General features: G+C 66.6%; 19 protein-coding genes and 1 tRNA gene. 6 read left to right on the top strand and 14 right to left on the bottom strand.

What is annotated here, in order from left to right:
- The 7 genes from BMX37_RS06740 to BMX37_RS06710 form a co-directional block, all read right to left on the bottom strand.
- Positions 1-604 (bottom strand): aminotransferase class I/II-fold pyridoxal phosphate-dependent enzyme (locus tag BMX37_RS06740; RefSeq protein ID WP_139198042.1); only part of this gene is annotated, 604 nt, incomplete at its 3' end.
- A gap of 104 nt (positions 605-708) precedes the next feature.
- Complete coding sequence (locus BMX37_RS06735) at positions 709-1,635, bottom strand: Gfo/Idh/MocA family protein (protein ID WP_093664746.1); 927 nt, start codon at positions 1,633-1,635, stop codon at positions 709-711.
- Between the two features lie 30 nt (positions 1,636-1,665).
- Entirely contained in the window at positions 1,666-2,523 is an 858-nt protein-coding gene (locus BMX37_RS06730) for an SMP-30/gluconolactonase/LRE family protein (protein ID WP_093664744.1), read from the bottom strand.
- On the bottom strand, positions 2,523-4,325 hold the full coding sequence (locus BMX37_RS06725; RefSeq protein ID WP_093664742.1) for an IlvD/Edd family dehydratase: 1,803 nt from the start codon (positions 4,323-4,325) through the stop codon (positions 2,523-2,525). Before BMX37_RS06725 ends, BMX37_RS06730 begins: the two co-directional genes overlap by 1 nt.
- A 153-nt stretch (positions 4,326-4,478) precedes the next feature.
- The gene (locus tag BMX37_RS06720; RefSeq protein WP_093664741.1) at positions 4,479-5,726 is read right to left on the bottom strand and encodes an MFS transporter; all 1,248 of its coding nucleotides are present in this window, start codon (positions 5,724-5,726) and stop codon (positions 4,479-4,481) included.
- A gap of 14 nt (positions 5,727-5,740) precedes the next feature.
- Positions 5,741-6,991, bottom strand: a complete 1,251-nt coding sequence (locus BMX37_RS06715; RefSeq protein ID WP_093664857.1) for an arsenic transporter — start codon at positions 6,989-6,991, stop codon at positions 5,741-5,743.
- 154 nt (positions 6,992-7,145) lie between these two features.
- On the bottom strand, positions 7,146-7,724 hold the full coding sequence (locus BMX37_RS06710; RefSeq protein WP_093664739.1) for a hypothetical protein: 579 nt from the start codon (positions 7,722-7,724) through the stop codon (positions 7,146-7,148).
- A gap of 121 nt (positions 7,725-7,845) precedes the next feature.
- Here BMX37_RS06710 and BMX37_RS06705 point away from each other — a divergent pair, with 121 nt between their 5' ends.
- Both BMX37_RS06705 and BMX37_RS06700 read left to right on the top strand, forming a co-directional pair.
- Entirely contained in the window at positions 7,846-8,511 is a 666-nt protein-coding gene (locus tag BMX37_RS06705; protein WP_093664737.1) for a response regulator, read from the top strand.
- Positions 8,508-9,929 carry a sensor histidine kinase gene (locus tag BMX37_RS06700; protein ID WP_093664735.1) on the top strand — a complete coding sequence of 474 codons (1,422 nt, stop codon included), beginning with the start codon at positions 8,508-8,510 and terminating at the stop codon, positions 9,927-9,929. The genes BMX37_RS06705 and BMX37_RS06700 overlap by 4 nt, the downstream gene beginning before the upstream one ends.
- On the opposite strand, the gene BMX37_RS18995 is transcribed toward BMX37_RS06700, so the two are convergent.
- The 4 genes from BMX37_RS18995 to cpdR form a co-directional block, all read right to left on the bottom strand.
- Entirely contained in the window at positions 9,902-10,072 is a 171-nt protein-coding gene (locus BMX37_RS18995) for a hypothetical protein (RefSeq protein ID WP_212611402.1), read from the bottom strand. The two genes, BMX37_RS06700 and BMX37_RS18995, sit on opposite strands and share 28 nt — an antisense overlap.
- A gap of 147 nt (positions 10,073-10,219) precedes the next feature.
- Positions 10,220-10,714: a pyridoxal-phosphate dependent enzyme gene (locus BMX37_RS18990; RefSeq protein WP_244501433.1), complete on the bottom strand. Its 495-nt coding sequence runs from the start codon at positions 10,712-10,714 to the stop codon at positions 10,220-10,222.
- Between the two features lie 508 nt (positions 10,715-11,222).
- Positions 11,223-11,297, bottom strand: a tRNA-Val gene (locus BMX37_RS06690).
- 58 nt (positions 11,298-11,355) lie between these two features.
- Complete coding sequence (gene cpdR, locus BMX37_RS06685) at positions 11,356-11,730, bottom strand: cell cycle two-component system response regulator CpdR (RefSeq protein WP_093664733.1); 375 nt, start codon at positions 11,728-11,730, stop codon at positions 11,356-11,358.
- 100 nt (positions 11,731-11,830) lie between these two features.
- On the opposite strand from cpdR, the gene BMX37_RS06680 reads away from it, so the two are divergent.
- Complete coding sequence (locus BMX37_RS06680) at positions 11,831-12,676, top strand: N-formylglutamate amidohydrolase (protein WP_093664732.1); 846 nt, start codon at positions 11,831-11,833, stop codon at positions 12,674-12,676.
- A gap of 183 nt (positions 12,677-12,859) precedes the next feature.
- Here BMX37_RS06680 and BMX37_RS06675 read toward each other — a convergent pair whose 3' ends face one another.
- On the bottom strand, positions 12,860-13,636 hold the full coding sequence (locus BMX37_RS06675) for a SapC family protein (protein ID WP_093664731.1): 777 nt from the start codon (positions 13,634-13,636) through the stop codon (positions 12,860-12,862).
- Between the two features lie 54 nt (positions 13,637-13,690).
- Entirely contained in the window at positions 13,691-15,139 is a 1,449-nt protein-coding gene (locus BMX37_RS06670; RefSeq protein WP_093664730.1) for an FAD-binding oxidoreductase, read from the bottom strand.
- 65 nt (positions 15,140-15,204) lie between these two features.
- Between BMX37_RS06670 and BMX37_RS06665 the strand changes: the two genes are divergently transcribed.
- Entirely contained in the window at positions 15,205-15,663 is a 459-nt protein-coding gene (locus BMX37_RS06665; RefSeq protein WP_093664729.1) for a hypothetical protein, read from the top strand.
- Between the two features lie 83 nt (positions 15,664-15,746).
- Positions 15,747-17,207 carry a DEAD/DEAH box helicase gene (locus tag BMX37_RS06660; protein ID WP_093664855.1) on the top strand — a complete coding sequence of 487 codons (1,461 nt, stop codon included), beginning with the start codon at positions 15,747-15,749 and terminating at the stop codon, positions 17,205-17,207.
- A 231-nt stretch (positions 17,208-17,438) separates the two neighbouring features.
- On the opposite strand, the gene BMX37_RS06655 is transcribed toward BMX37_RS06660, so the two are convergent.
- Positions 17,439-18,116, bottom strand: coding sequence for a DUF1013 domain-containing protein (locus BMX37_RS06655; protein ID WP_093664727.1), 678 nt, complete (start codon positions 18,114-18,116; stop codon positions 17,439-17,441).
- Positions 18,117-18,288: 172 nt separating this feature from the next.
- Between BMX37_RS06655 and BMX37_RS06650 the strand changes: the two genes are divergently transcribed.
- Positions 18,289-18,678: a four-helix bundle copper-binding protein gene (locus BMX37_RS06650; RefSeq protein WP_093664725.1), complete on the top strand. Its 390-nt coding sequence runs from the start codon at positions 18,289-18,291 to the stop codon at positions 18,676-18,678.
- Positions 18,679-18,733 lie beyond the last annotated feature (55 nt).

Here is an 18,733-nt window from a genome sequence, read left to right as displayed (position 1 = left end):
CGCAGATCGCCGCGATCGGCGCGATGTCGCCGTCCATCGAATACACGCTCTCGAACGCGATCAGCTTGGGCGCCGCCGGATCGGCCGCGCTGAGCAGTTCCTCCAGATGGTCCAGGTCGTTGTGCCGGAACACCCGCTTCTCGCAGCCCGAGTTGCGGATCCCTGCGATCATCGAGGCGTGGTTCAGCTCGTCCGAAAAGATGATGCACCCCGGCAGCACCCGCGCCAGCGTCGACAGTGTCGCCTCGTTCGACACATAGCCGCTGGTGAACAGCAGCGCGCCTTCCTTGCCGTGCAGGTCGGCCAGCTCGCCTTCCAGGTCGATATGGTAATGCGTGTTGCCGCCGATGTTGCGCGTGCCGCCCGACCCTGCGCCGACATCGTGCAGCGCTTCCTCCATCGCGGCGATCACCTTGGGATGCTGTCCCATCGCCAGATAGTCGTTGGAACACCACACCGTGATCGGCTTGGGCCCGTTATGCCCCGCAAAGCACCGCGCGTTCGGGAACATCCCCTTGTTGCGCAGGATGTCGATGAACACGCGATACCGACCCTCGGCGTGCAGCCGGTCGACCGCGTCCTGAAAAAGCGTTTGGTAGTGCATGGTTGGACCCACCCCGTCAGGAGGTGGGTCCTAGGCCCCGCCTTCAGGGCGCGGCCATGCGTAGTTCCCCTTAGCGCCAGCCCTCAGGCGCTAGGCAGCCTGGATCAGTCGGACCACGAGAACGCGTCGACCTGCTCCCGCCGGCCGATCAGGAAGGCATCAGTGACAAGGCGGAACGGCGCCAGGTCCGCATCGATCTCACCCTTGCCGACCAGTTCCGCGAACCGATCGTACAACCGACCATATTCCGTGCCCTCGGGCACATCGACAGGACTGCCGTTGATCTCCAGCCGACCGCCGCCGTCCAGCAGCGTGGCTTGGCCACCATCAGTGTCCAGCGTCATGGTCCAGGTCTGCGGACCGCGCTGGTCGAAGGAGAACTCCGCCGACACCAGCTCGCCCGCACCGCCTTCCATGGCCAGGCTGGCCGCGATCGGCGACGCCTTGTTGGCCGGAAAGCGCAACGTCGCGCCGGTCATCGAAACTGGTCCGAGCAAACGGGTCAGGATCGACAGCGCGTTGATGCCGGGATCGAAGACGCCGATCCCCGGCTCCCAGATCCATTCCTGCCCCGGATGCCAGACGCGCACGTCCTCCATCCACTCGATCGCGACGCGGTTGATCGTCCGACCATTCAGCCAGGCGCTGAGCGGAGCGACACCGCTCGCCTCGCGCGAGTGCCAGGTCAGGAACAGGCTACGCCCCGCGTCCCGCGCCAGCGACGCAAACCGCTCCGCCTCGCTGATCGTCGCGGCGGGGGGCTTTTCTACCATGACGTCGAGGCCAAGTTCCAGCGCCTCGCGGATCACGTCGGTGCGGCCGATCGGCGGCGTGCAGATCGACACAGCCGCCAGTTCAGGCACCGCCGCCTTCAGCGCGGTCAGCGTCGGATGCGCGGACACGTCCAGGTCGTCGGCGTGCCGCGATACCACGCCGGCCAGCCGCCATCGATTGCTTGCCGCGAGAGTCGGCAGGTGCTGGTCGCGCGCGATCTTTCCGACGCCGACGATCGCGATCGGTATGGCCATCATGTCCTCTCCATGTCTTGTCTTGTGTCCGGCTCAGCCGGCGTAGCGGTGCGGCGCCAGCCCGCGGCAACCCGGGTCCACCTCGAACAGGCATCCGCCCTGCGCCTCGTCCACCCCATCGGACGCAGATGTGACGAACATCCGGTCCAGCCGTTCGCCGGCAAAGGTGCAGTTGGTGATCTGGCTCGCCGGCAAGGCGATACGCCGGTCCAGTCGGCCCTCCGGATCGAAGCGGGTGACGCACGATGCGCCCCAGCACGCGACCCACAAGCCACCCTCTGCGTCAAAGGTCATGCCGTCTGGGCTACCCCAGCCCTCCTCGAATTCGATAAAGGCGCGCCTCTCGCCCAACGAGCCGTCATCATGGACCGGATAGCGGTAGATGGTGTCTCGCGCAGTGTCGGTGTGCAGCAGGAAATCGCCGCTCGGCGGCATCGCGGGCCCGTTCGCGATGGTATAGCCTGAATCGACCTGCGTCGCCGTGCCGTCCGGGTCGAGCCGGTAGAAGCTGCCCGTGGGCACGTCGCAGTTGAACGGCATCGACCCGGCCCAGATGCGCCCGGCCGCGTCCGCCTTGGCATCGTTGAAGCGATTGCCCTCGATCGTCGCCTCAGGCGCGACGATGACGTCCACGGTGACGGGGTCCAGCGACAGGCGCGCGAAGCTGCGGCCGATGCCGGCGATCAGCCCCTCTCCCGCTTCCCGCTCGATCACCCAGCCGATCACGTCGGGCATGTCCCAGCCGTCGACATCACCGGAGTCGAGCGACAGGCGATTGAGACGGCGGCCAAGGATATCGACCCAGAACACGGCGTTCTGTCGCGACGACCACAGCAACCCCTCGCCCAACCGATCGCGACGATCACGCACGATGGCGCGGACATCGCCCATCAATGGCTGTCGCGCGGCAGGCCGCGGGTCTGCGCGATACGCTGGTACTTCACCGCCGGCTCCAGCACCGCGCCGGTATCGAACTGGCCGACGATCGAACGCTGGATCTCCTGCCAGGGGGTCTGCGACGTGGGATAGAGTTCGCCCTCGATGATGCGCAGTTCGCCGCTCCGCCGCTCGATCTCGTCCGCCTCCACCAGCATGTCCACCCGGCGGCTGTTCAGATCCACGCGCACACGATCACCCGTGCGCAGCAGCGCCAAGCCTCCGCCGACCGCGGCCTCCGGGCTGGCGTTGAGGATCGAGGGACTGCCCGACGTACCCGACTGGCGACCATCGCCGATGCATGGCAGCGCGTGCACGCCCGACCGGATCAGCGCGGCGGGCGGGCGCATGTTGACCACCTCCGCGCCACCTGGATAGCCGACCGGACCGGCGCCGCGGATCACCAGGATGGTGCGATCGTCGATGCCGAGTTCCGGATCGTCGATCCGATGGTGATAATCCTCGGGCCCGTCGAACACGACCACCTTCGCCTCGAACGCACCGGGAGAGGCCGGGTCGGACAGGTACCGTTCGCGGAACTCGTCGGAGATCACCGACAGCTTCATGACCGCGCCGTCGAACAGATTGCCCGACAGGACGGTCAGCCCAGCCGCTTCCTTCAACGGCCGGTCGAAGGGGCGGATCACCTTTTCGTCCTCGATTTGCGCGTCGCCGATATTCTCCGCCACCGTGCGGCCGTTGACGGTAAGCGCATCGCCGTGGAGCAGACCCGCCCGGTGCAACTCGCCCATCACCGCGGGCACGCCGCCAGCGCGGTAGTAATCCTCGCCCAGATACTCGCCCGCCGGCTGCAGGTTGACGAGCAGCGGCACGTCCGCGCCATGCTCCTCCCAATCGGACAGGCCGAGTTCGACCCCGACGTGCCGCGCGATGGCGTTCAGGTGGATCGGCGCGTTGGTCGATCCGCCGATCGCGGAGTTGACGCGGATCGCGTTCAGGAACGCGGATCGGGTCAGCACATCGGACGGCTTGCGGTCGGCCTCCACCATCTCGACGATGCGGCGGCCGGTTTCCCACGCCACCTCCTGCCGGTCGCGATACGGCGCGGGGATCGCCGCCGATCCGGGCAGCGACATGCCCAGCGCCTCGGCCAGCGAGTTCATCGTGGTCGCGGTGCCCATGGTGTTGCAATAGCCGGTCGACGGCGCGGAACTCGCCACCAGCTTCACGAACCCGGCATAATCGATCTCGCCCGCCGCCAGCATCTGACGCGCGCGCCACACGATGGTGCCGGACCCGGTCCGCTCCCCCTTGTACCAGCCGTTCAGCATGGGGCCGACCGACAGCGCGATCGCCGGGATGTTCACCGTCGCCGCTGCCATCAGCGCGGCCGGAGTCGTCTTGTCGCAGCCGATGGTCAGCACCACGCCGTCGAGCGGATAGCCGTATAGCACCTCCACCAGACCCAGATAGGCCAGGTTGCGGTCCAGCCCCGCCGTCGGCCGCTTGCCGGTTTCCTGAAGCGGATGGGTCGGGAACTCCAGCGGGATGCCGCCGGCCTCGATGATGCCGGCCTTTACCCGCTCGGCCAAGACCAGGTGATGGCGGTTGCACGGCACCAGGTCGCTGCCGGACTGAGCGATGCCGATGATGGGCCGGCCGCCCTGAATTTCCTCAAGGCTGAGGCCGAAGTTCAGGTAACGTTCGACATACAGCGCCGTCATGTCGGCGTTGTCGGGATTGTTGAACCATGCGCGGCTGCGGCGCGTCTGCACGGCTTGCGTCTCCTGGCTCATGCGACACCCACTCCCGACCCAGCATCCTGCCGCATTTCGCTCTCCCATACCCGCCGACGCACCCTCCGCGGCTCAACCGGCTCGCGGCACGTGTACAGCCCCGTGGGGCGCAAGCCAACGAATAATCATACAATTGATCCGACTTACAACAACTCAGCGCTTGGTCTCCGGCATCATGGCGAAGTACAATACGAAGCCGAGGGCAGCGATGGCGGCGAGCGTCAGGAAGCTGACGTCGTAGCCCGCCGCGACGATGATCGCGCCACTCAGGCTGGCGGACAGGGCCGCGCCCAGCCCCTGCACCGTCGCGACCGCTCCCTGACTGACGTTGAAGCGGCCAGAGCCATGAGTCAGGTCGGCGATGACCACGGGGAACAGCGCGCCGAATATGCCTGCGCCCACCCCGTCCAGCGCCTGCACCCCGACCAGCCACCACGGGTCGTTCGACAAGGTGTAGAGAGCGCCCCGAGCGGCCAGGAAGCCGAAGCCGACCAAGAAGATCGGCTTCGTGCCCCAGCGATCGGCGTTGCGACCGACCAGTGCCGCGACCGGCACCATGACCAGCTGGCCCGCGACGATGCACGCCGCCATCATCGACGTCGCCTGATCCTTGCCCACCGTCTTGGCGAGCAACTGCCCGACCGAGGTCAGCATGGCGGCATTGGCGAGGTGGAAGGTGAAGGCGATCACCGCGAACACCAGCAGCGGCCGGTTCTCCACCAGGCATCGCCAGGCGCTCGGCTGTTCGCACCCGTCCTCCGGTGCACAGTCCAGCCCGCGCGCGACATCGTTGTCGATATCGTCGTTGCGGATGCGAGACACGGTGACGATGCTCGCCACGGTCAACGCGGCCATCAGCCAGAACACCACGACCGGTCCGAACTTCCACGCGAGCGCCCCCGCCAAGGCGGCGGAGACGGCGTTGCCGGCATGGTTGAACGCCTCGTTGCGCCCGACCCGTTTGGCGAATGCCTTCTGCCCCACAAGCCCCAGCGTGGTCGCGGAGATCGCCGGCGCGAACACGGCACCGGCCGCCGCGGCGACCGACTGCGTGATCGCGACCATGGCGAAGCCGGAAACCAGCGGCAGCGACACGCTGCTCAGCGTGACCAGCAGCGCGGCGGCCATGACCATGCGCGGCTTGTTGGTGATGCGATCGATCAAGGACCCTGCCGGCGTCTGACACAGCAGACCGACGATGCCGGCGATGGTCAGTATGGTGCCGACCGTGGCCTCGTTCCACCCATGCGACGGTCCCCGCACCGCGATCAGATAGATGGCGAGATACGGTCCCAAGCCGTCGCGGACATCAGCCAGGAAGAAGTTCAGTGTATCCAGCACGCGGCCGGGTTCCGGACCCTTTTTCGGGGCATGCTCGAACGGGATCGCAGCGGTCGCCATCGTCACAGTCCTTTTCAGCCGACAAGGAGCCGCGCACCCAGCGCGGCGATAAGCGCGGGCGGCATCGTCACCGCCCCCACTTTGAGAAAGTCCCAGAAGCCGACATCCTCGCCCTCGCGTCGGATCGCCTGCAACCAGAGGATGGTCGCCAAGCTGCCGGTAATCGACAGATTTGGACCCAGGTCGACGCCGATCAACAGACCGTCGACCACCAGCTGCGGCGGATGCGCCTGTGTGACCGCCAGGCTGGCGACCAGGCCCGCAGGCAGGTTGTTGACCGCGTTGGAGGCGATCGCCAGCACGCTGCCGGCGACGGCGGATGCCCATTCCGGATCGCGCGACGCGGCACTCAGCGCATCGGCGATGCGGGTCACGACGCCTGTCTGCTCCAGCGCCGCGACCAGCATGAACAGGCCCGCAACGAGGGGTAGGACGCTCCACGAGACGGATCTGATGGCAGTAAGCGGCGACGTCCGCGTCAATGCGGACACCAGCATCATGGTCGCGATTCCGGCGAGGGCAGTGGGGAGTCCCAGCTCGATATCCGCCGCCGACACGCCCAGCAGCAGGGCCGCCGTCGCGACCAGCCCGGCCAGCGCGATCCGGCCGCCCCGCGACAAGGGCTCTCGCTCCACATGGCTGGCGCACGACCCGGCGATCCGATGCCGCTCCACCCAGCGCAGCCCGACAAAGGTCACCCCGATCGCGGCGGCGGAAGGAAGGGCGAACGACGCGAACCATTGGCCGAGCGGCGGCATGTGCCCGCCATAAAGAACCAGGTTCGCCGGATTGGAGATCGGCAGCACGAAACTGGCCGCGTTTGCGATCAGGGCGCAGGCGAAGAGCAGCGGCAGCGGTTCCGCCTTCGCCCTCCGCACAGCCGCATAGACTGCCGGTGTCAGCACGACGGCGGTCGCATCGTTGGACAGGAATGTCGTGGTGACGATGCCCGTGGCGTAGACCAGCGCGAACAATCGAGGCGAAGACCCGCGCGCGTGCAGCGCCGCGGTCGCCGCCACCCAGTCGAACAGACCGTGTTCGCGCGCGACCTCGCTCAGCAACATCATGCCGATCAGGAACAGGTAGACGTCCGTACCCCGGCCGACGGCCGACATGGCCGAGTCAAAGGGCAGCAGGCCGAGCAGCAGCAACAGGATCGCGCCGCCGAGCGCCCAAACGGCCTCGGGCCAACGGAACGGTCGCGCGACGACGCCCGCCGTGGCCATGGCGCAGATCACCCATATGCCGCCCGTGGCGACAGTCACCATCGGCAAACCTTCCCCCTCACCGCCATCATCCCCTTAATGACCCATACCGCCAGCCCTGATCCGATCGACGCAACTGTTCTGGCCGCTCTAGGTTCAGCGATACGATCACGATCAAGGTTCGGGGTGGACCGAGGCCCACCCCAAGACCGGATCAGCCCGCGTTGGGAGCCGCCGGCGGAGCAGCCGTGGCGCCTGGTGCCGGCGGTGCAACCGGCGGCGGCACGGGAGCACCGGCACCCATCGGCTGTGCGCCCGGCGGAGGGGGCGGCGGGGCGCACGGCCCGCGGTCGGGACCCGGACGCGGGCCACCCGGAGGCGGCCCGAGCGGAGCCAGCGCCACGACCTTGCCGTCACGGCCGACTAGGAAGTCGCCGTGCATCACGCCGTTATCGAAATGGCCCTGTACGGTCACGGGCTGTCCGGCGGTGACGAGGGTCCGGTTGTCACCCTCAGGCCCCGTATCGACGAGGGCACGGCCACTGGCATCCTGCATCGTGAATTTGTTGCCGTACACCTCCGCGACCGTGCCCCGGATGGTGACGATGCTGCCGCTGGACATGGAGCGGATGGGGACCGGGGTGGCCGGCGCCATGGTGGCGGACGGCCGGGTCTGCGCCGTCACCACCGCGCCGGTGACGCCGCCCAGCGCCACCAGTCCCGCCCCGAACAGGGCCAGACGGCTGCGGCGGAACCGGTGCAGGCCGGTGCGGGGTTCAACATGATCGGGCATTTCGCTTCTCCTTCGTGAACGATGTCGCCCTTTTACGAATCGTCGCCCCCGCCACGCTGAACCACGCCGTTCAGTTCCCGTTTGGCTGGAAGCGATAGGTCGCGGTTGGAGGAAACGGTCAATGCGCATCCTGTTGGTGGAAGACGATCCGACCCTGGCGGAGGGCGTCGCCCGCGCGCTGCGTACCCAAGCCTTCGCGGTCGACCTTGCCACCAATGGCGAGGACGGCGCGCATCTGGGGTCGACCGAACGCTATGATGCGGCGGTGCTGGACCTGGGCCTGCCCAAGAAGGACGGCGTGACGGTGCTGCGCGAATGGCGTGCGGAGGGACGGTCGATGCCGGTGCTGATCCTGACGGCGCGCGACGGCTGGTCGGACAAGGTTGCCGGGTTCAAGGCAGGCGCCGACGATTACCTGCTGAAACCCTTCCGCGTGGAGGAACTGGTGATGCGGCTGCGCGCGCTGATCCGACGTTCGGCCGGCCATGCGTCCGCCGTCATCAGCTGTGGTCCCCTCACCTTCGACGCGCAACTGGGTACGTTCGAGCTTCATGGCCTGCCGGTAAAGCTCACCGCGTTCGAATGGCGCGTACTGTCGGTCCTGATGCTGCGGCCGGAGGTCGTGGTCGACCGCGCCGAACTGATCGAGCGGGTGTACGAGGGGGATGCGGATGTCGACTCGAACTCGGTCGAAGTGATCGTCGGGCGTCTACGCAAGAAGATCGGGGCGGACATGATCGATACGGTGCGCGGCCGCGGCTATCGCATCACGGCCGGCGCGGCATGAGGATGGTCCCGCGCTCGCTGGCCGGGCGCCTGCTCGCCATATCGACGCTGACCACAGTGGCGGCGCTGGTATTTGCCGCCTTTGCAATCGGGCACATCCTGGAACGCGTCGTGATGCGCGGTCTCGACCAGCAGCTGGAGGCGGAGGCGACGATGCTGGTCCGCGCCATCCGTCCCGACGGTACGCTCGACCGGGCGCGCGTCGTCGATCTGCCCGGCTTTGCCAAACCGGGCCAGGGCTGGGGCTGGCAGGTCACCGGCCCCGGCGGACGGTGGACCGAAGGCGACGCTTTCGACGGCGCTTCCCTCCCGCCGCCGGGGCCCGAAGCAGGACCGCCCCCGAAAACCCCGCCGCTGCCAAAGCCGGGCTCGACATCCCCGGAACCGCCTCCTCCCGGCATGGCGGGAGGAAGGCCGGCAGACGCCCTGACGGCCGATGGCGAGCCCGTTCACATGCTGGAACAGGTGATCCCGTCTGAGGCAGGGCCGATCCGCATCATGGTCAGCGGCCCCCGCCAGGTGGTTCTCGCGCCGTTGCGGGATGCGATGGCGCCCTTGTTCGGGTCGCTTGCCGTTCTGGGCGTTGCGCTGGCGCTTGCCGTCTGGGCACAGCTGCGCCTTGGCTTGCGACCGTTGCGGACCCTGCGCATCGCACTCGGTGAAGTGCGCACGGGGCGTCGCCGTCATGTTCCTGCCGACCAGCCGGCGGAGCTGGTGCCTCTGGTCGCCGACCTGAACGCCTTGATCGACCAGAACGAGGCGCAATTGGCCCAGGCACGCCGCCATGTCGCCAATCTGGCTCACGGGCTGAAGACCCCCCTCGCTGCCTTGGCCGTGCGGCTGGAGGAACAAAAACATGATCCGGACGGCGGCCTGCGCGCCATGGTCGCCGACATCGACGGCCGCATCCGCCACCATCTCGGCCGCGCGCGGGCGGCCGCGCCGGGCGGCCCTCAGCGCGCGTCCACTCCCCTCGCCACGGCCATCGGTGATCTCGTGACGGTCATGCGCGGCATCCATGCGGACCGACCCTTGACCGCCGCCGTAGACGTCGCACCCAACCTGTCCGTCGCCGCCGACCCCCAGGATCTGGACGAGATGCTCGGCAACCTCCTGGACAATGCGTGGAAGCACGCCTCCTCGGCAGTAAACGTGTCCGCCTCACGCACCGGCGCGGGGGTAGAGGTCGTCTTGGAGGATGATGGACCCGGCCTGACCGACGAGGCCGTGGCCGAAGCCCTTGTCGCCGGGCGCAGGCTGGACGAGCGTGGCGACGGCCACGGTTTCGGCCTTCCGATCGCACGCGAGTTGGCGGAGCTGAACGGCGGGTCACTCTCGCTGGCCCGGTCGGCACGCACCGGCGGGCTCCGCGTCGTCCTCACCCTACCGGTTCAGCGAGACAGGAACTCCGAGGCATAGGCGAACAGGCCCGGAACCCCGCCGGTCACCAGGAGCAGCACAGCCCGATCACGCCATTGTCTACTCTCTATGCCGGCCAGAAAGCCCGCAAAGGCGTTCCCGCTATACACCGGGTCGAGCAACAGGCCCTCACTCGTCGCCATCAGCCGTATCGCCTTGTGCATGGCCAGGCATGGCGGGCCATAGCCATAGCTATCGCCGAGCTGGCTGCCGTCGACCTGTACCTCCTCCGTCTTGAGCCGATCCCTCGCGCCCGGTCGGCTTAATTGCAGCGCGCCTGTCGCGAGCCGTCACGTCACGCATTCGGCATCCTCAGCCGGACCCATGACGGCAAAGGATCGCGTGCCCGATGCGGTGTCACCCGCCGCTATCAGCCCTGCGACCAGACCAGCATGCGTTCCCGAACTGCCGTTGGGGGTAACGATCGAACCGACACGCAGGCCCATCATCCGTTCCAGTCGCAGCAGCTCGGCCGCGCAAGCAACATAGCCCAGGCACCCCAGCGGGGTAGATCCGCCTGCACCCACCACGAACGCGCGCCGGCCACCACGCTTTAGTTCGTCGGCCCGGTGCCGTGCGAAGGCGATCGGATCAGCATCGCCCGAGAGTCGGTGCACCGTGGCTCCTAACAGATCGTCAAACACCAGGTTGCCGTTCCGTCGGTACTCAGGCTCGTGCAGCGGAACGCCGTCGGTCAGCACCAATTCGCATGACAGCCCTGATCGAGCGGCTGTCGCCGCGCTCAAACGTGCGTGGTTGGATTGCGCACCCGCTGGCGCGGGCATCACCCAGCAGGCATCCGAGCCTGCGCAGCCTGTTGCCGCCGCCGCCATGCCCATCAGGTCATCGCGCTTTACGAACAGGCGCGCACCCCTGACTTCTCGCCCAACACGGCCTCGAGGCGGTGCAGTCGCTGGATCGGCGTGACGCCATCAAAAAGCTTCTCTCGCGGGGAAAGCCTCCACCAATCCACTCAGCGTCTCGACTGACATGGTGCACTCTCCGGAACCGGTCTAAAGGCACTGGTGGCAACGCACGCCGGGATGCCAGGAACCAAACCCGTGAATCTAGTGCGCTGGCACGTTGCCTCAGCAGATTTCAGCGTCGTTCTGTCCGAATGCAGAGCGATGAGCTGGCCGCCTTCGTCGCTCGGGTGCGCGCCACGGCAATCGATGCCGATGTCAGGCAGCTTACTGGCGGACCGACTGCCGCCCTAAACAGCCGGACCACATAGACCGGCTAAGGCGAAAAAATGCGAAACCCCACCAGCCCGTTGGGATGGTGGGGTTCAAGTGGTGGGCGTGGCAAGGATTGAACTTGCGACCCCTGCGATGTCAACACAGTGCTCTACCACTGAGCTACACGCCCGCCAGGAGGGCGCGTCTAGCCGCGACCAACGGCGGTGGCAAGCGGCGTGTTCAAAAAATCACAATCCCGTCGCGGTCCCCACCTCGAACATGCGGTCGACCTCCATTACCAGGTCGCGCAGGTGAAACGGTTTGGACAGCACGCGGGCGTGCGGCACGGCCTTTCCGGCCTTCAACGTCACGGCGGCAAAGCCAGTAATGAACATGACCCGCATGTCCGGCGCGATGTCGGCCGCCTTTTGCGCCAGCTCAATGCCGTCCATTTCCGGCATGACGATGTCGGTGAGCAACAGGTCGAACCGCTCGCTGTTAAGCAAGGGCAGAGCGGCCGTGCCGCGATCAACCGCGGAAACGGCATAGCCGGACCTTTCCAGCGCCCGAGCCAGATACTCACGCATGACCTGATCGTCCTCGGCCAGCAGGATTCGTATCATCGCATATGCCTTGTTGGTGAGGTCGAACAGTAGCCCGGCAGCGGTTAAGATTTCCAGCCCTCGTTGCGGGCGACTGCGCGGGCGCCTAGCGTGATCGGCGATGACGCAACCCGCCTTTGAGCGCCTGGGGCCGGAGAGTCCCGACAGTCCCGTGGTGATGTCGGTCCCGCACGCCGGACGGAATTATTCGTCGGAGTTGCAAAACCTGCTGGCGGTGCCGCTGGGGGCGCTCACGGTTCTGGAGGATCGCCATCTGGACGCGGTCGCGATTCCGGCGCGGGGTTTGCGCACCATGCTGCTCCAGCGCGTCCCGCGGGCCTGGATAGACCTGAACCGCGACGAGGCGGAGCGCGATCCCCGCGTCGATGCAGGCGCCGTGCCCGGCCGGAGATCCGAGCAGTCGATGAAGCTGAGAAGTGGCCTGGGCCTTGTCCCTCGCCGGGCCGGCCAGACCGCCGATATCTGGCGCCGGCGCTTCACCGACGCGGAGATACGGAAGCGGATCGCGGAGGTGCACCGGCCATACCATGTCGAACTCGGCCGGCTGTTGGCCGCTGCCCGCGAGCGTTGGGGGATAGCGGTTCTGCTGGACCTGCATTCGATGCCCCCCCTGCTGCCGGCCGGGCCCCAAGTCGTACTAGGCGATCGATACGGACGGGCATGTGGCGCAAGGTTCGTCGCCCGGACGGAGCGGATATGCGCTCAGGCGGGCTTGCGCGCCGCGATCAACGCGCCTTATGCGGGCGCCCACATCCTGAACCGCCACGGGAACCCGTCCCGAGGCGTGCACGCACTCCAGGTGGAACTCGACCGGAAACTCTACCTCGATTCCGCGCTCGATCAGCCGGGAGCCGGCGTTGCCAAGGCGATCATACTGGTCCGTGCGATCGCGGACGCACTTGCGGATGAGGCTCTGTCGGGCCGGCTTGCGGCAGCGGCGGAATAAAAAAACCACCCCGTGCTGGTGCACGAGGTGGCCAAGGTTCAGGGAGGAGACACGTCCAAGGACGTGTCGCACGATGTCGCGAAAGGGGGGAAACACGACAACGTACAGTGCATAAATGGCCCGCCCGCCAATTTGTTCAAGAGGGCGATAGCAATTTTCCCCTTTCTTTTGTTTTCCCCTCGATCAGTTGACGAATTCAGGCTGCGGCGCCTTGCCCTGCTGCAACTGGCGGCCGAACACGTCGCGCATCAGCGACAGGGAGAACAGGTGGGCGTGCAGCAGCGGCAGCATGCCCGACTTCATCATCTTGCGCAGCTGATCGCCGCGCAGGTCGTTCAGCTTTTCCTCGTTCACCATCTGGAACCCGCGATAGATAAAGGGCTGAGTCGCGCCCTCAGGCTGGATCGACATCTCGCCGTCCATCAGCAGGTCCATCTCGCGCAGTTCGGCCATGAATTGCTGAGTGCGGGCGCCCGCCTGTTCGAACGATTCGGCGAACGCCAGGATGCCGCGCGTCACCTCGGTCGGCTGGCCGTCCTCGAACAGGGCCTGGCCGTCATCGAACTCGCCCAAGGACGGCGATGTCGGGTCGAAGCACAGCGACAGCTCCTGCGCATCCGGGCGCAGGCGAGCCAGCATGTACGGATAGCGGCGAACGTACGCCGGCACATAGATGTTGGGCTCCAGCAACTCGCCATTGTCACCGACGAAGACGTTCACGCCCTCGTTCATTCCCATCAGCGCGAGCGGCACGGAGTCGTCGCCGGACGAGAACACGATCGGCATGAAGCGCTGGATCAGCGCGAACTCGTCAACCGTCACCGGGATGGCGTGCTGGTTGGCGAGGAACGGCGCAGTCTCCTGCGGCTGGATCTTGTAGTTTGCGTGAAGTTCGCTCGAAAGCGGCTCCAGGCCGTTGTAGAACAAGGGAAGCGACTGCTGCTGCGGCGCGCTGGCCATGGCGGAACTCCGTCGAAAACGCGTCTGGCGGACCCCCCGCCACGTGCGCGGGGCTTATGACCTGGGACGAACGGGTGCAAGCGCCACGAGCTTTCCGGGGTTGAACAGCCAATCTGGGTCAAACGCCTGTTTGATGGCGCGCAATGCGGCGATCCGGCCCGGCGGCGACACGCGCGCCAGTTCGTCACGCTTCATTTGGCCAATGCCGTGCTCGGCGGAAATCGTGCCGCCGGCCGCGACCACAAGATCGTGGACGTAGCGGCTGATCGGCGGGCCCTCCGCCGCCTGCCACGCCTGGCGCTCGGCGCCCGCGGGCGCGCGCACGTGGAAATGGATGTTGCCGTCGCCCAGATGACCGAAGCCGCTCGCGCGGGTTCCGGGAAAGCGCGCCTCCACGTGCCTGGCCGCCTCGATCATGAAGTCCGGCATCGCATCCACCGGAACGGCAATGTCGTGCTGCACCGCCGGCCCGGTCGCGCGCTCCGCATCTGAGAGCGAGTCCCGCAAGCGCCAGAACGCCTCCGCCTGCGCCTCGCTCTGGGCAATGACCGCATCCTCGATCTGTCCGTCGTCTAGCGCCGTGCCCAACAGCCCCTGTAGCAGAACAGACGGAGAAACCGCCGCCGGATCGGTCGACACAGCTTCGATCAGCAGGTGCCAGCGATGTTCGCCAGCCAGGGGTGATCGGGCTCCGGGGAGATGGGCCAGCGCCGCGGACAAAGTCTCGGCCGGCATGATCTCGAAGCTCTCGATCGAGTCCGTCGCCGCCTGCAAACTGCGAAGCAGGGCCAGACCCTGATGCGGGCTGGTCACCCCGGCCCAGGCGACCGCTCGCTCCGCAATCGCGGGAACCAGCCGCAGTGTCGCGGCGGTGACGATCCCCAACGTGCCCTCCGCCCCGATCAGCAACTGGCCGATGTCGTATCCGCGATTGTCCTTTTTCAGCGGCGCGAGTCCGTCATGGATGGTGCCGTCGGGTAGTACCGCCTCCACCCCCGCGACCAGGCCGCGCATCGTGCCGAAGCGCAGCACCTGCGTCCCGCCGGCATTGGTGGACACCAGCCCACCGATCGTGGCGCTGCCCCTGGCGCCAAGCGTCAGCGGGAAACGACGTCCCGCAAGCAGCGCCGCGGTGTGCAGGTCCGTCAGGATCACGCCCGCTTCGGCCACCGCCAGCCCCCCCCCGGCATCCAGCGACCTCAGCCGGTTCAGCCGCCGCGTCGACAGGATCAGGGCACTGCCGTCCTCTGGCGGCGTCGCGCCGCCCACCATGGAGGTATTGCCACCCTGCGGCACCAGTGGCACGTGCCTCTCTGCGGCGGCCTGGACAACGGCCTGCACCCCTTCCCGCGTGTCGGGAGCGATGAGCGCCGGCGCGGCACCCCGAAAGCGGCAACGCCAGTCGGTCAACCACGGCTCGATATCGGCAGGTTCGGTGACCACTCCCCCGACACCCAGGACCGGTCGGAGGACATGGATCAAGTCGGCTTGTGCGGGAGTCATGCGAGTGACCTAGGCAGAGTTCATCACCTGTTCAACGACCGCACCTATTCAGCGACACGCATATCATGAGCCGAGTCCTGCTTCTTCCAACGATGCTGTTCGCCCTTGCCGCGCCAGCCGCCGGTCAGTCCGATGGGCCGGGCGAGGTGGAGCTGGCGCAGATGACTATCCGCGAGCGCATCATCGTGCGCGTGCCTCGGATGACTGCCCGCGCCGCCCCCGCCCTGCCCACTCCCATGCGGTGGAAGGAAAAGGGTGGCCCGAAGTGCGTGGTGGCCGGCGACCTGGCGGGTGCGCTGGTCACAGAGCCGGACTCGGTCGACCTGGTACTGAACGGGGGCGAACGGGTGCGCGCGCGGCTGGATGGACGGTGTCGGTCGCTGGACTTCTATTCCGGCTTTTACCTGAAGCCGTCAGCGGACGGAAAGGTCTGTGCCGATCGCGATTCCCTGCGGCTTCGCTCCGGGGCGAGTTGTGGCATCGCCAAGTTCCGGACGCTGAAGCCGGAGCGGGTTTCGCGCTGAATTCTTGACAATCCGGCCTGATTGCGCAAGCGGCGGAACGCCGGCGCGGGATGCGTGCCCGTACCATCTATCCGGACAACCTGATGAACTTTGCCGATCTCGGCCTTTCCGACGAACTCCTGGCCGCAGTGACCGACGCCGGTTACAGTGAGCCGACGCCGATTCAGGCCAGCGCGATCCCGTCGGTGCTGATGATGCGCGACATGATCGGCATCGCCCAGACCGGAACGGGCAAGACGGCCAGCTTCGTACTGCCGATGATCGACATCCTGGCCCATGGCCGCAGCCGCGCGCGCATGCCGCGCAGCCTGATCCTGGAGCCGACGCGCGAACTCGCCGCACAGGTCGCGGAGAATTTCGAGAAATACGGCAAGAACCACAAGCTTTCGATGGCGTTGCTGATCGGCGGTGTATCGATGGGCGATCAGGTGAAGGCCTTGGAGAAGGGCGTGGACGTGCTGATCGCCACCCCCGGCCGCCTCATGGACCTGTTCGGGCGCGGCAACATCCTGCTGACTGGTTGTTCGCTGCTGGTGATCGACGAGGCGGACCGGATGCTCGACATGGGGTTCATCCCCGACATTGAGGAAATCTGCACCAAGCTGCCGGCCAACCGCCAGACGCTGCTGTTTTCGGCCACCATGCCGCCGCCGATCAAGAAGCTGGCGGACAAGTTCCTGACCAATCCCAAGACGATCGAGGTGGCTCGCCCGGCTACCACGAACACCAACATCAAGCAGATGCTGGTGCCCGCCCCTGCGCAAGGCTTCAAGAAGCGCGACCTCCTGCGCCGCCTTCTGCGTACCGATGATGTCGGCACCGCGATCATCTTCTGCAACCGCAAGACCACCGTCCGCGAACTGAACAAGAGCCTAAAGAAGCATGGCTTCCGCTCAGGCGAAATTCACGGCGACATGGAACAGCCCCAGCGCTTGGCCGAGCTCGACCTGTTCAAGCGCGGCGAGATCAACATCCTGGTGGCCAGCGACGTCGCCGCACGCGGGCTGGACGTGAAGGGCGTCAGCCACGTCTTCAACTTCGACGCACCATGGCATCCGGACGACTACGTCCACCGGATCGGCCGCACTGGCCGTGCGGGCGCGACCGGGACCGCGTACACGCTGGTGACCCCGGAGGATGCGGAGAACGTTGCCAACATCGAAAAGCTGACCGGCCAGACGATCGAGCGGCTCGAACTCAGCGCCTCGCCTGAAACGGCGGAACTGGAAGAGCCGCGTACGTCGTCGAGCGACCGCGCGCGGGGTGACCGGCGCCGTGGCGGACGCGGCGGTGACGATCGCGGCAGCCGCCCCGATAGGGCCGTGCCAGAGCGGAACGCGTTTGAAGATGCGAAACCGGCTCAGCCGCGCCCAGAGCGTGGGGAGCAGCGCGGTGACGCCGAGACAGGTCGCCGCGGGCGACATGGCGGGGACCGTCGCGACCGCGAGGATGCTGCGTTTGCGATCGATGGGGTTGAGGGTGACGGCGGCTGGAACGGGCCGATCCCGGCTTTCCTGAGCGCAACCATCACCATTTCAGCCTAAAGCGGGCTAAGTTGCTGGCCTTGCCGGAGTAAATCGCTCGCCCGATAGTCGGACGCTTTAAGTCCATGCGTTAATTATGCAGCGCTGGAACGACGCTTGTTCCGGCGCAAATCCTCGCGCGCGCTCTGCTTTTCTAAGAATGGGGAGCGCTGGATCACCTTATTACAAGCTTGGAAATCGGACCCGCGCGACCTGCGCCTGTTTTCACACAGGCGCAGGTCGTAGCTCCAATCAGCGGCGGAACGGGTCGTCGAACAGTGCGCGCGCCTGATCCTCGATGCTGCCACCCTGAGCCGGGTCGCGCGACGCTGCTTCGCGTTCGGCGCGCAGGCTGGCGATCAGGGCCTCACGATCCCCTTCCAGACGCGTGTCGGTCTGCTGGTTCTCGATACCTGCCGCCTTTGCAGCCTTTGCAACCGCAGCGTCCAGTTCGCGCTGTGTCGTCAGTCCGAGCGTTACCGGATCCTTGGGCGTGATGTTCGCGATGTTCCAGTGGCTGCGGTCGCGGATCGCGGCGATGGTCGTGCGGGTCGTGCCGATCAGGTTGCCGATCGCGCCATCCGCGATTTCCGGATGGTTGCGGATGATCCAGGCGATACCGTCCGGCTTGTCCTGCCGCTTGGACACCGGCGTATAACGCGGCCCCTTGGTGCGGCGGACCTGCTCCGGCCCCTTGTTCATCTTCAGCGCGTAAGCGGGATCGGCCTGCCCGCGATCGATCTCCTCCTGCGAGATTTCGTGCGCGCGCACCGGATCGCGGCCGGTCAGCTTCGTTGCGGCGGTGTCGTCGGCGATCGCCTGCACCTCCAGGATATGCAGCCCGCAAAACTCCGCGATCTGCTCGAACGAGAGCGATGTGTTGTCGACCATCCAGGAAGCGGTCGCGTGGGGCATGAGCGGCTGGGCCACGGGATGAACTCCGTCCGATACAGAAACGGCCGCCCCTCACGGAGCGGCCTTGGAATTGCGGAGACTTAGTCAAAGGTGCGGCCAGAGGCAAGTCGCCGCCTGTTTGCAGACGGTGACGCGCAACACCGGCCGGCCGTGGGCGTTTGTGACACCAATTCAAGGAGACCGCACCATGTCCATCGCCAAGATGATCCAGCTTCACCCGGATGTGGGTGACGACTTCAACGAGCCGCTGGCAACGGCGGCGCGGCACGCGATGTGGTGCGCGCTGATGTGCACGTCCTGCGCCGACGCGTGCCTGGCCGAGGACATGGACATGCGCCAGTGCATCCGCACCTGTCTCGATTGTGCGGACGTGAGCACGGCCGCGTCTCGGTTGATGGTGCGGCGTACGGGCCAGGATATCGGCATGCTCCGCGTGCAGATGGAAGCGTGCATCCGCGCCTGCGAACTGTGCGCGGAGGAGTGCGGCCGGCACGACCATGAGCATTGCAAGCTGTGCGCGACGATGTGTCGCGAGTGCCTGGAAGACTGCCGCAAGGCGCTGCCTACGGTGCAGTGATGCCATCCCTCGATGAGGTGAAGTGGAGAAAGTGGACGAATGAACGCGCACCCAT

Source organism: Sphingomonas gellani (assembly GCF_900110035.1).
In the GTDB taxonomy this organism is placed as follows: domain Bacteria; phylum Pseudomonadota; class Alphaproteobacteria; order Sphingomonadales; family Sphingomonadaceae; genus Sphingomonas; species Sphingomonas gellani.
This window is presented reverse-complemented; position numbering and strand designations above follow the sequence as displayed.